The 12,372-nt window shown below is 50.7% G+C and carries 14 protein-coding genes; 1 reads left to right on the plus strand and 13 read right to left on the minus strand.

Going from position 1 to position 12,372, the window contains the following annotated elements:
* Positions 1 to 162: 162 nt before the first annotated feature.
* The 11 genes from ACR3EQ_RS04705 to ACR3EQ_RS04755 are packed head-to-tail and all read right to left on the minus strand — an operon-like array spanning position 163 to position 9,083.
* Positions 163 to 882 carry an SDR family oxidoreductase gene (locus tag ACR3EQ_RS04705; RefSeq protein WP_480489911.1) on the minus strand — a complete coding sequence of 240 codons (720 nt, stop codon included), beginning with the start codon at positions 880 to 882 and terminating at the stop codon, positions 163 to 165.
* Positions 879 to 1,307, minus strand: a complete 429-nt coding sequence (locus tag ACR3EQ_RS04710) for an ApeP family dehydratase (protein ID WP_480489913.1) — start codon at positions 1,305 to 1,307, stop codon at positions 879 to 881. The genes ACR3EQ_RS04705 and ACR3EQ_RS04710 overlap by 4 nt, the downstream gene beginning before the upstream one ends.
* Positions 1,307 to 2,083: a beta-ketoacyl synthase chain length factor gene (locus tag ACR3EQ_RS04715; RefSeq protein WP_480489915.1), complete on the minus strand. Its 777-nt coding sequence runs from the start codon at positions 2,081 to 2,083 to the stop codon at positions 1,307 to 1,309. The genes ACR3EQ_RS04710 and ACR3EQ_RS04715 overlap by 1 nt, the downstream gene beginning before the upstream one ends.
* A complete protein-coding gene (locus tag ACR3EQ_RS04720) occupies positions 2,080 to 3,270 on the minus strand; it encodes a beta-ketoacyl-ACP synthase (protein WP_480489917.1) in 1,191 nt (396 codons plus the stop codon). The genes ACR3EQ_RS04715 and ACR3EQ_RS04720 overlap by 4 nt, the downstream gene beginning before the upstream one ends.
* A 10-nt stretch (positions 3,271 to 3,280) precedes the next feature.
* Entirely contained in the window at positions 3,281 to 5,452 is a 2,172-nt protein-coding gene (locus ACR3EQ_RS04725) for an MMPL family transporter (RefSeq protein ID WP_480489919.1), read from the minus strand.
* On the minus strand, positions 5,449 to 6,054 hold the full coding sequence (locus tag ACR3EQ_RS04730; protein ID WP_480489921.1) for a hypothetical protein: 606 nt from the start codon (positions 6,052 to 6,054) through the stop codon (positions 5,449 to 5,451). Before ACR3EQ_RS04730 ends, ACR3EQ_RS04725 begins: the two co-directional genes overlap by 4 nt.
* Positions 5,954 to 6,865, minus strand: coding sequence for a hypothetical protein (locus tag ACR3EQ_RS04735; protein WP_480489923.1), 912 nt, complete (start codon positions 6,863 to 6,865; stop codon positions 5,954 to 5,956). The genes ACR3EQ_RS04730 and ACR3EQ_RS04735 overlap by 101 nt, the downstream gene beginning before the upstream one ends.
* Positions 6,858 to 7,157 (minus strand): ApeI family dehydratase, encoded by a 300-nt coding sequence (locus ACR3EQ_RS04740; protein WP_480489925.1) that lies wholly within the window; start codon positions 7,155 to 7,157, stop codon positions 6,858 to 6,860. The genes ACR3EQ_RS04735 and ACR3EQ_RS04740 overlap by 8 nt, the downstream gene beginning before the upstream one ends.
* A gap of 25 nt (positions 7,158 to 7,182) precedes the next feature.
* The gene (locus tag ACR3EQ_RS04745; protein WP_480489926.1) at positions 7,183 to 7,584 is read right to left on the minus strand and encodes a hypothetical protein; all 402 of its coding nucleotides are present in this window, start codon (positions 7,582 to 7,584) and stop codon (positions 7,183 to 7,185) included.
* A gap of 21 nt (positions 7,585 to 7,605) precedes the next feature.
* Positions 7,606 to 8,337, minus strand: coding sequence for a glycosyltransferase family 2 protein (locus ACR3EQ_RS04750; protein ID WP_480489928.1), 732 nt, complete (start codon positions 8,335 to 8,337; stop codon positions 7,606 to 7,608).
* Positions 8,338 to 8,348: 11 nt separating this feature from the next.
* Positions 8,349 to 9,083: a class I SAM-dependent methyltransferase gene (locus ACR3EQ_RS04755; RefSeq protein WP_480489930.1), complete on the minus strand. Its 735-nt coding sequence runs from the start codon at positions 9,081 to 9,083 to the stop codon at positions 8,349 to 8,351.
* A 198-nt stretch (positions 9,084 to 9,281) separates the two neighbouring features.
* On the opposite strand from ACR3EQ_RS04755, the gene ACR3EQ_RS04760 reads away from it, so the two are divergent.
* Positions 9,282 to 10,079 carry a lysophospholipid acyltransferase family protein gene (locus ACR3EQ_RS04760; RefSeq protein ID WP_480489932.1) on the plus strand — a complete coding sequence of 266 codons (798 nt, stop codon included), beginning with the start codon at positions 9,282 to 9,284 and terminating at the stop codon, positions 10,077 to 10,079.
* Between the two features lie 10 nt (positions 10,080 to 10,089).
* Here the strand turns inward: ACR3EQ_RS04760 and ACR3EQ_RS04765 are convergent, their stop codons facing one another.
* Both ACR3EQ_RS04765 and ACR3EQ_RS04770 read right to left on the minus strand, forming a co-directional pair.
* Positions 10,090 to 11,430, minus strand: coding sequence for an AMP-binding protein (locus tag ACR3EQ_RS04765; RefSeq protein WP_480489934.1), 1,341 nt, complete (start codon positions 11,428 to 11,430; stop codon positions 10,090 to 10,092).
* 637 nt (positions 11,431 to 12,067) lie between these two features.
* Complete coding sequence (locus ACR3EQ_RS04770; RefSeq protein ID WP_480489936.1) at positions 12,068 to 12,355, minus strand: phosphopantetheine-binding protein; 288 nt, start codon at positions 12,353 to 12,355, stop codon at positions 12,068 to 12,070.
* Between the last annotated feature and the right edge of the window lie 17 nt (positions 12,356 to 12,372).

Here is a 12,372-nt window from a genome sequence, read left to right on the forward strand (position 1 = left end):
AGCAAAGTGGCGGCATAGTGCCGCCAGGTGATAGGTTTCATTTGTTCTATTAGAGGTCCAGCCAGGCTGGTACACCGCATTTGAAAACCGTCGACGGCAACAGATTTTATACGATTGCTACTAGAACCGTTCCGACCCGTGAGAGACATCCAAAACAGTCATTTACGATGCGCCACCATCTATGCAAATCTGTTGACCAGAGATAAAACCAGCTTCCTCACCAGCTAAAAACTCAATCAATGCCGCCACCTCATTGACATAACCCGCTCTTTTGACCGGAGTCTGGCTAACAAGTTTATCATAGTTTTCCAACGCCGCTGTTTCGTCTGTCTCGATTAAACCCGGAGACACTACATTTGCGGTAATGCCACGGGATCCGTATTCGTAAGTCAGCGATTTTATCAACGGCAGGAAACCTCCCTTTGCAGCAGCATAGTTGGCCTGCCCCCGATTCCCCTTAACCCCAGACAGGGAAGAAACAGCGATCACACGTCCCCATCGGGACCTAATCATTGGCAAAATCAAGGGGCGAAGCGCCGAAAAAAAGGTGTTAAGATTGATATCAATGACCGAGGTCCAATCGTTCGGAGACATGGCTGCAAAAGGCATATCCTTCTGCCGTCCCACACAGTGGACAAATACCTGAACCGGCTGATCGACGCTTAGTTGCGCCAAAGTCTCAGAGGCTGATTCCCCCGCGCACAGATCCACAGCAACCGCTTCAGCACTTCCACCGCTTTGATGAATCTGTTCGACGCAGGCCTGCGCTTTGTCCAACCGGGAGTTTGCATGGACAATCACATGCAAGCCGCTGGAGGCAAGCCGCTGGCAGATCGCGGCTCCAATCGGACTGGATCCACCTGTTACCAATGCTCGTTTCAAGACCGGTTCCCTTCGAGTTTCAACAGCGCCCTTCCTGCCAGCAATTCGATTTCTCCAATGCAGACAGAAAACGCGTAGATCGCGCCACCAAGATCACTGTGCAATTGTTCAGCCGATACGTTTAAGGACTTTCCGTTTCTCGGTACTACTTCTGAAAATAGGCTTACGTTCTGTAACGCGACCAGAAGTCCCCTATGCTCACCTTGCATCTGATACAATGACTGATGGGCAGCCGCAGCTTGCGCTCCAAGCTCACACAGGACCGTTGAGTATAGAACGCCGTTCATCAAAAGCGGGTAACTATCATCATTGTGATCAATGGCGCTGCATTCGATCGAGTGTTCGTCCGCCATAAGAATCTTTTCGATTAGGCGCATACGACCTGAATGCGGCATTTGATCGAGCGCGCGCTGAAATCTCGACATCAGGTTACCTCGACTAATAGCGAAGCACCCGAGTTGAAAGGCAGCGCGACTGGCCCTGATCCAATATCTAATAACCGCTCCAAAACAGGCAACATCGCTAAACACGGGTTGATATCACTAAAGTTCGACTGGTTTCTTTGTTGCTTGTCATCTCCCGAATGGTACTCGACATCCAGCCTGGCAATTGTTGATTCAGTCGCTAGTGGTGACAACGCCAAGGCCACTGCGCCCGGCACACTCACATGGTGCGAGGTAGATAACGGAAAAGGCAAAGGAGCGTCATAAAGCACCAGTCCAACAGAAGCTTTTTCCAACCGAACCTGTACCGATGCCTTAAGCAGACTGGCGGCCGCGGTCGCTGCACCAGCACAAATGCTTGTCACCGCACCTTGGGACTTTCGAACAATTGACCACTGCCCTGAGGCGGCATTGTGAACAGAATTCTGAAACTTCAGCGGGCGAACGGACATTTCCGGTCCGTTCAAAGCGTCTAGAATGGTTTTGAGGGTTTCTCCTTCTCCAAATGCCGATCCGAACACCCAAGACGCATCAGCCTCCAACTCAGGGCTGATCCCGTCAGCCACGGTTATTCCTAGTAGAGTCTGCGGACTTAGTCTTTTTCGCGAGCGGGGCGATAGCGAAGCAGGGCTAGGCTGCCAATCTTCCTCCGCATCGGCAAAAAATCTGTTTGGGAGGCTTTCCGACAGTGTTTTTCCAACTACAGATTTCAGAGTGTATAAGCTAAATCCATTTACAAAGACTGTTAGTGTATTCATAGGCCGAACACCAAAGCGCAGTTGTTGCCCCCGAACCCGAAAGAATTACTCAAAACTGCACTTATCTGGGTGTCTCGACACGTTGCCGAGACGTTCTGCATAACCGAAGGATCCAAGTTTTCCAGCCCGATGTTACCCGGTATCAAACCCTCTTCGATAGCCATCATGCTAATGATCGCCTCTACGGCACCAGCCGCACCAAGCGTATGACCTACAGCGCCCTTGACCGAAGACACTGGAACTTCCGGACCAAGCACAGTCCGTATAGCATGAGCTTCAGCTGAATCATTTACTGGTGTGGCCGTTCCATGAAGATTGACGTAGTCGATGGCATCCGCGCTAAAACCAGAAGATTTTAGGGCTTGCACAATGGCTATAGCCGCCCCAGCCCCGTCTTCTGGTGGTGTCGACATGTTGGTCCCGTCAGAGCTTTCACCATAACCACGCAGCCTGATGCAGCCCTCTGCACCTTTTTCAACAAGCACAAGGCCTGCGGCTTCACCAATCGAAAGGCCATCACGGTTTACGTCACAAGGCTTGCATGGAGCCCTTGACACCAGTTCAAGACTTTCAAACCCAGCCAAAGATGTTAAGCACAGGCTGTCCACACCGCCGGTTAAAACCGCGTCGCAGATACCCAGATCAATTAGCTGATGGGCGTCAATCAGGGCTTTTGCAGACGAAGAACAGGCGGTCGAAACAGTGTAAACGGGGCCTTCAAGCCCAAGGTAGCTCTGCAAAAAAGCGGCAATCGCGTTTTGGCTATCATGATGTTCAGGTCGATAGTTTGAAGGCATCGAGGCGCCCTCGGGCAGCTTTCGGTAGACACATTCTAGGTGATCCATACCAGCCGCTGATGTTCCCAGAACGATACCACATCTCGCCGCCCCCCATTTTTCCTTGGCTTCGCGCACAGCGACCTCAAATTCGTCGGTTTGAAGGGCCAAAAGCGCCAAGCGGTTCGCACGGTTGTCAAACCCCTTAAACTTCGACGGAAATGGTAGAGAGCTCAGTTCGGACACTTCGCCGACAAAACAATCAAAAGGAAGATCGAACTCTTTCGGAGCGGCAAGCCCCGAGCGCCCACTGCGGAGGGCTTCAACATGGATTTGATGACCGCGACCTAGACAAGTCACCAGGCTTTGGCGTGTAATCCCTGTTCTTTGAGACCAAATCTCGGCTGTCACGGTTCGTCCCCTATTCTTTCCTCGCCAAGGTCAATATCAGCATTGCTGACAACCCTACAATAACGGTGGCTCCGATCTGCTGAAGCATCGAAACATCGGAAAGGAACATCACTGTGAAGGCTACCAATGTTGATGTCGCGCACAAGCTCACCGCTGAACTTGTCGAGTCCATTTCCTCATCACCACTCATCGCCTGAAAGAACAGGCTATAGTCCACCCCAATTCCAAGGACAAGCGCCAAGGCAACCATATGGAAAATGCTGATTGATCCATATACTGCGATCAGAACAGCAGCCGTGATCGCAAACGTCGCGATTGCCGTCCGCATTATCCGCAAAGCACTCGACCAACTGCTCAAACCTTTGGCCAGCAACAAAGTCGCAATTACAATTCCGACCAACAGCCACAATGCCAGTTGGTTTCGTAATTTGGTTATTGCTTGCAGAATAGGTTCGAGCCTGTCGATCAGAACCGCGTTGTTGCCGCTCAGGTCAAAACTCGGGCGCTCAACATTCGGTGGTAAGTAAAGGGGGATAATTTCTCTCCACCCGTCTTCTGTTTGCGAAACCTGGCGCGTCAAATGCCGCATCTCAGCCTGGTCGGCGAGATCCTCGAGAGATATTCGATCAGCGTTCTGAGCCTCTAGAAATGCCTCAACTTGGAAGTCTGAAAACTCAGGCGAGAGACCTGAAGCTTTCAGCGACTGCTCGACAGCGACTTTATATGTTGCCAAATCCGGCAAGCCTTCTGTTTGCGGCTCCATCAGGTCCGCCAACATATCGTAACCTTGCAAACGACCTTGTTTGACTTCGGCATCCAGAACAGGCTTGAGCGTAGTTTCAGCCACCAACAATTCGTTCAAGTTCTCGGCGGCCACGTCGATCGCATACCGGCCTGAAGGGAGCAAAATAAGCTCGCGCATCTCTTCAATGTCGCTTTCTACATGATCTGGCGGCGCAAACAGGGAGACTTCGGCGGGGCCGGACTGAACAAATACATACCCACACCCGATCAGGATTATCACTGCTTCAACAATCGGTTTCCCAGGCAAGTACCAGACAAATCGCGACAAGCGACAAACGTGTAACCGTTTAACTTCGGGCAGATTCAAAAGCGTAGCTGAAATAGCCGAAGCCATCAAACCTGACGAAATGAAGACACCAGTTTGGACCAGCGCTGGAATACCTGAACCAAGCATCGCCAGAAACGCTAGGCTTGTCGTTGCAGCCCCCAAAAACACAAGGCGGATCACGCGCTGCCGTTGCAACCCCGGATGGCTGATAATGTGCATTGGGTAATCCAGCGACAAACCAATCAACGCGCCACCAAATCCTAATGCTATTACGTGAACAAAACCAAAAACGGCCTGAACGACGAAAACCCCGGTTCCAAAACCGATCGCCATCGGAATAAATATCAAAATCACTGACACTGATCTCACGGCAAAAACTAGCCACAACACCAATAGGCCGGCCGCGACCAAAGATGCCACGGCCGAAGCCCGAGCATTTGCATATGCTGTCTCGGCGGCGATAACACGAGTTCCCAACAATACCGCACGTGCACCTTGATCTGCCGCTAGAGCCGCTATCTCCTTTGCAAACTTAAGCGTTTCGTTGGTATCGAATGGGGTGTCTGCATGGGTGACAAATATCAATGACGCCTTTCTGTTTCTAGATTGCCAAATGCCATCCTCGACTAACATCAAACGCTTATAGGATTCTAAACGGGATAGTATTTCATAGTAACTGCCTGTTGGATCAAGCAATAAACGGTCGCCAATAGCGATACCCTCAGCGCTATCGAAAACCGCCATTGCCTCGCCAAGGCGCTGGGTCATATTTTCCGGCAGAAACGCTTCGGGCGGTGGAGGTATGATCCGAAACCTTTTGTCCCATAACCATTCAAGGAACTTTTCACTGGGCGCTTGTGGACCTACACTGATCCACGCGACTCTATCGTCTTGCAATAGGGCGTCTGCCAACGTTTTTGCCGCTTCGCGCGACCTCGAAACCGTGTCGCCTTTCACCGCGACAATCAACTCAAGTTCCACGTCCGGAGTAATCAAGGTTTCTGAAGATGTAGAGGACAGCCCAGAAAGATCTGAGCGCACATCCACACCTAACCAGATGATGGTCAACAGCAGGCCCAAAGACCACAGTATCAGTGCGGCAGGTTTCAATTGTCGCCGAACCGAATTACTCGGCTTTGAGTATTGGATACGATAACATCGATACCCAAAAGCTCAGTGCCGCACCCGACAAGAATTATCTGTTGATTTTGTCCAGGCTGCGGAGAGATAGGAAGCTTCCAACCATCGTTTCCGATTTCAAGTTCACCTACAAGCAGAGTATCGCGTTGTTGTCGCCCTCCCAGCACAATGGTCCTGAGTTGTCTTAGCAGGGGCTGCAAATTGTTGGGAATTGGTCTATGTTCGTCCGTCCCATTTCGGTGTACCCTGATCCAACCCGGACCTATCTCCAACTCTTCGCGTTTGGGTACTTCTTGTCGGCGCAAAACTGTTTCATCATCTTTAACCAAAAATACGCCACGGGCCTTCAGCGTGCTTCCAAATGCCTTGTGGGTAATTGTCTCTCGGTAAGGCAGAAGTGCGCCTGACAATCGAGGTTTGGCTCTCAAGGCAGCTTGCACACTGGCAGGTGGCGGTTGGGTGCAAACGATTTCAGTCGAGCCAGATGTCGAAGAAGTTGAACCAATTAAAAGGGTCGCGCCGGCAATGGCTTTCAAGAACCCCGGCATATTTGTTCGCCAGTTTTTGCGCATAGTTCGTCCGTTCCGAGCGCGCTACGTGCGCTCCGTCATATAATTCAGTAAACTCCGCCTGATAGGAACACGCGCCGTTCCAGGTGGCAAAGCTAAGATAGATTGGCACCTCAGCTGCCATAGCGGTTAGATAGGGTGAGGTCGGTACATTGATCTCTCCGCCCAAAAACTCAACAGTTGCTGCCGCGCGGCTTGACTTATCGGGAACGCGATCGCCCAAAAAGGCAACAAACTCTCCGTTCTCTAGCGCACTGTAGACTTGAAACATGGCGATTGGTCCGTTTGCGAGGGATATGACCCTGTCGGCCAACTTGGGATTGAGCGCATCAAGTAGGCGGGTGCTGTGTTCGGCATGTTCGGGAAACATCAGATACCGAACAGATAGCCCTGGGAGATCACGTTCCAAAGCCCTAAGTGCTTCGAAACTCCCGTAATGAGCTCCTAAAAGAACGCATCCGCGACCTTTAGAAACGCGCGCCTGCACAATCTCGCCCCCCCGGAGGGAAACAGAATATTCTGAGGTTCCTTGAGCTAGTAAACCTACTCTTTCAAAAAACACATGGCTAAATGTAAGATTGTGGCGATGGCGTTCCCAGAACGTGGGTGGGCGGTTTAGAATCCGGCTTAGGTACATCTCGGACGCTCGGGTAGTTTCACGGCGTCGGTCGGCAGCGAACACCAAGGCTATTACCCATAGCAAAGGCGAACTGACTATGCGTGGCGCTTTAAGTCCCAGAAAACGCATGAAACGAAACTGCCAGGCCGAGCCAGCCTCCTTGTTAACTGCCCATTCAGCCTGGTTATCAGTCATAATCGCGTCCAATTCGCACCCTGGCTTCGGCAATTAGATCACTACGCGCAACCCACGAGATATATCCTGAGCTTTTCGATATCCTAAAGTTGATATCGAAAGGAACTTCGGGGGTTAGCGGTCTCAGAAACTTGACCCGGGTCAAAAAATGAATCCTGTAGCCCTTCGACGCCAAGCCCTGGGTCGCAAGCCCCAACAAGACCACGCCCGGTACTATTGGATTGCCTGCAAAGTGCCCATCCAGACAATCCGAGTCACTGGCGATGCCGCGTGGGAAGGAAAACGTTATCAAACCACTCTCACGCTCCGATCAGAAATTAGTTGAGACAAAAAAGTACATCGTTGCTCAGGTTCTCAACCCAACTACTATAGCGGTTATGGATCGTGTTCTTACTAGGGTTGTACTTCATGTTTTTGGAGTCGCGGTAAGTAATATTGAATGCTTTGCCGCTGTACTGAATATCGACCGCAACGTAGTGTTTGCCCCGAACAGTCAATGTCCCAACCATTTTTCCGGCCCCATCGGACGAAAACCGCCAACCACGTTGAGCACCGCACGTCTTGAAAGCCTGCTGCACCTGTGCAGCGGAATACTGCTTGCCTCTAGCGGCTTCAATATCTGTATAGATTGGTTGAACCGGCTTCAGTGCCCACGCCGGTGTACTTACTAGTAAGGTCGCTACCACCGCAATTCGCAAAGCATTGAAAATTGATCTCATAGTTCATTACTCCTTAGTTTATTATTTTTTCAGCCCAATTGCCCGCAGAAGACCAGGCATACAAAGCTGGTTACTCAAGAGGAACACCGTGACCAACCCGAATAAACGCGAAAAATCTCGCATGGGGTCGAAGTGACTCGGCCGTAGAACGTAACCATCGTATCGGGCTTTTATCGGCACATAGGAAAATTCCGTGCCAAGTTTCGCTGCGTACATGAGAGCCGCGGTTTCGAACTTGAAACCATGTGTATGCTGCACCGGTATTTTCAGTCGCTGCCACATCGAACAAGGATAGGCCCGCATTCCACACTGCGCGTCCGGGATAGATCTATTACAGGCCCAGCCGATGAAGAAATTGCCGAATTTTATGCCGCGCCGACGATGGCTGGGCATGTGTTTCATATCCCCCGAACGATCGCCTAGAATGAACGCTGAGGGATCTTTACGATGTTCATTGATAAAATTAGGAATGTCTGTGGGATCATGCTGTTGATCGGCGTCCAAAACAACAACGACATCAGCCCCGATGCTTAGTGCGTAGTCCAGTCCTTCAACCAACCGCGCGCCCTTTCCCAGGTTTTCTTCATGGCGAATGACCTTGCAATCGCTGCCAGCCAAACAGCCAGACGTGTCGTCCGTGGAGCCGTCATCGATGACAATCACTTGATCAACGAACGGTACAGTCGCATCCACAACCTTCCTAACAGTAAGCGCTTCATTGTGCGCAGGGATCAGGGCAACGGTTTCAAGCATTCCGGATAGGGTTACTTTTTGGCGCTGTATTCAGAGAAGCAGCCCAAAAGCATCTTGTGTTCGGCCACCTCAAACCCCGCCCGCTTCAGGCTAGTTAGAATAGCCTCCGGATCCACCATCTGATCCATGGAGTCCCAGTAATACCGCATCAAACGGTACGAATTGCGATCCCAGGTAAGCAATCCTGATGCCCACGGCAGAAGATACTTAAAATATGCTTTAAATATCTGCCGGGAAACAATTCCGCTAGGCACAGTAACATCCATGATCAGCACCTGGCCATCGTGTCTCAGAACTCGATGAAACTCTTTGAAGCTTTCTTCGAGGCTATCCACGTGTCTCAACGCAAAACCCATCGTCAGAAAGTCGAATCTGTCACTATCAACCGGTAGCTGCTCGGCAGTGGATTGATGGTGGACAACCGGTACGGTTTTCAGCGATTCACGGATCATCTCGCCGGATGGCTCGACACACTCCACTTGATCAGGGCTATTGACGATGCTCAGGATAGCGCGGGCAACCTGTCCGGTTCCGGTTGCAACATCCAGAACTTGCATCTCCGGAGTAACACCGTGACGCTTCAGGGCCTCTTTTCTGTACCAATCGCCAGACCCGAACCATCCCCATTTGGCAATGAATTCATAGTGTTTTGCTGTATCGTCAAAAACGTCCCGTAGAAAAGGTTGTTTCCCATCTGCGGAGTCGTAGTAGCTTCCAACCACAATTGGTCTGTTTTCCTCAGGCAATTAGGTGCTCTCTTAGCTTGGGGTGCCGCGTCAGCAACTTGCTTTTTAGGTCCTTATTGCAAGAAAAGAAGGTACAAAAAAGCCCAAATCGGAATAAATTTTCAAGCCGGTCGGTCTTTCCATCCAAAGCTATACAGGATAAATCACGGCCGGAGTGCGCTTTTTGGGAATGTGGCCTAAGCGAATGATTTCTGAACAATGAGCAGCAAGACAGAATCCAACCATACCTTACCGGAAACAATCATTGCGTTTATGCGCACCCGCCTCAATGAGTTGTTCGTTTTCTTAATTAGCCTCATTTGCGGGCTTGTTATCTTAGTCTATTTGCGATGGACGAAGACACCGCGCCACGTTCGTTGGCTTCTGCGCTTCTGGTCCGCATCATTCATTTTTGGCGCTAGATACATTCTTGGTGTGAAGTACAAGCTGGAAGGCTTGGAAAATGTCCCCGACGAAACTGTCATATACATGGGCAACCACCAAACCGCTTGGGAATCGATCATGATGACCGTGCTGGTTCCGCACGTGAATATGGTGACCAAAAGTACAGCCCTTTCTATTCCAGTCTTTGGGTGGGGCTTGAAACATGCACCGATGATCTACATCGACCCCGACGCTCCCGGCAAAAACATCCGTGGTCTACTGCGCGGTGGCAAAACCTCAATAGCAGAGGGCCGCAGCATTGTGATCTTTCCCGAAGGATCTCGCGTGCCTATTGGGCAAACACGCGAGTATGCACGCGGGTTTGAGACACTCTACAAGCACTGCAAGGTCAAGGTTATCCCATTTGTAACGAACGCAGGTTTATCCTGGCCTCCGGGATATTCGATAAAATACCCTGGTGTGATCACCCTGAGGTTTCTGGCGCCAATAGATCCCGGTCTTCCACCACAGGAGTTTTCGAATAAGATCGAGCAAACCATTCGCACCGAGGCCGCGAAGCTGCTTAAAACCAAGCCTTCGACGTGCCCCCAGATTCCGTCACAAGTCGCCTAGATTCTGCCCTTCAGCCAATACCTGCTTTTTTAGCAAGGACCTTATAGGATTCTGAAGAAATCTTACCCGTCGGTGTACGTGGAATCTCGTTTAGAATCAGGACACGCTTTGGTACAAACGCCGGATCGAAATGCTTTAGTAAATAGTTCCGGATTCGGTATTTTACTTCACTCTCGCCAATGGTTTTATCACCCGGCACAACTGCTACCGCCAACTGATCATCAGTCTCCGCTTTCATATGTAAATATGTAGCATCAGACAGGCCCGGGGCCTCGGCCAGTATAGCATTCAAGGCGGAAAGATGGTTGCGTTTTCCACGGATGCTAACAGTATCACCCTTGCGACCGAGAAGCAGGAACTGACCGTCAGATTTCAATTCGACTTCATCACCAAGTATCACTTGATCAGGTAGATGTGGTGCCTGTGCGATACAAAAATCTCCATGCTGTCGCATTTCAAAACCTGCAGCAATCGTCCAAGCAGTTTCTTTGGACGTTCGTCTGAACGCCAGTGACCCTGTCTCCGAACTGCCGTAAATCTCAAAAACGCGCAGCTTACCGCGCGCCTCAAGCCTTTCAGCCTGAGGAACAGACAACGGAGCGGTAGCGGAAAGCACGCAGCAAATCTCAGGCGTTCTCAGAATTGTTCGTTCCAAAAACCGCAAGTGCGCAGGACTTGTAACCAGTACAATCTGTGTTCGCCCCAAAGCACGGGCCGCTGCAACCGCCGCGTCTAGATCAGCTGGGTAGAATATTGTTTCTCTATAGGTACAAAGTCCTTGTCCAAGGGTAGCAAAGACATTTGCCTCCAGCCCGAACATGTGGCGTGGAGGTGTAGTACCCAGTAGCGCAACTTTATCTGGCGAAGCATCAAGGCGTTCTGTAATCAGCTTGGTAACGGCAGCCCCAGCGTTCAGAATACTCCAAGTTTTTGCGACCCGTTCGGGGCGTTTGGTTGTCCCTGATGTGAACACACTGAGTTCGCTTTGAGATGCCGCAAGCCGACGAAAAAATTGCCCCGTTTGAGCATCTAAATCCACTGAACCTGAACTCACTATCGGAGCAGGATCTTCGATATGCAAGGAAGCTCTACTTGCACAAAACGGATTTTCTGCGCCTAACAGCGACGCCGAAACTGCTTCAGGTGCGTCTGACGGCGGCAGTACGGTAGTCTGTTCATTCAGCATTGCTGCGGCCAAGGTTAGCGAGAAACGCAGCCTATCCTGATAAAGATTGCAGATATGAGAAAACTCTCCAATCCTTAACTGAAGCGACCTTGTCGCAGAGGCAAACTGCGCGGCATTGACGGTACCATTCGTTGAGAAAAACATCGTGTGGTTGGAAGAGTACATATCCTTAGATCTTCAGTTTTGACCAGGTTTCGTGCCGCATCAAATGCAACAAGGTAACCTGCCAACGTTCTGGGCGCCCATACCAAATCTGTGCAAATAGGTGCGAAGAGCAAAACCAAATGACCTGGATCGCCAAAAGGGCCCAAAGGGAATGGTCGACTACACCTCGCGCTTCTGATGAGACCATAGCAGTAATACTGAGCATTACAGTGGTAGCGCTAAACCCGATCCATATGAAGCACTGCCGTTTTAGGTAGCGTAAAAACACTCTCGACATCGGTGGTCCCTCATGCGCGACTTCAACGAAATGCGCCAGAAATGAAGTACGCCCTTGTATTACTCGGTGGCTGAATACGTAAGCTACAGCTAGGTTTCCGTTGATGAGGGCCAAGTATGGCCAGAACGGGACGCTGGGATCAATCAAAACAGCCGTCGAAATAAGCGCCAATCCGATAATGAAAACCCAAAACGCCAACCGTTCCCGTTTGCATGGCCCAGCAAAAAATGAAGAAAGTCCCAAAAGAGACAGAAAGCCAAAAAATACATTGAACAAAGCTGGCGCGAGAACCCATACACCCAACAACAAGAACACGGCGACCCAGCTCAGATGATTTCCCCAGCCCCTTGACACACAAGACTATAGTGTGCGGTTGTCGAAAATATGCCGCGCCAATGCCCTTACGTTGGCAAAAATCTCTTCATTTCGCTCATCGTCTGAGCGCAGCTTGAAGCCGTACTTTTCGCCAATCGCAAATGCGATTTCAAGCGCGTCGATCGAATCGAGACTCAGCCCGTCTCCGAACAGGGGCGCTTCGAAATCAATTTCCCGTGCCGTGATGTCGTCAAGCTCCAAGGATTCCACAATTAGTTCGGCTACTTCGAGCTCGAGCGTGGAAAGATCATAAGCAACGTGAAGAGTATCCACTTCAATGCCTTTTTCTA

It is taken from the genome of Ruegeria sp. AN11 (assembly GCF_056536005.1).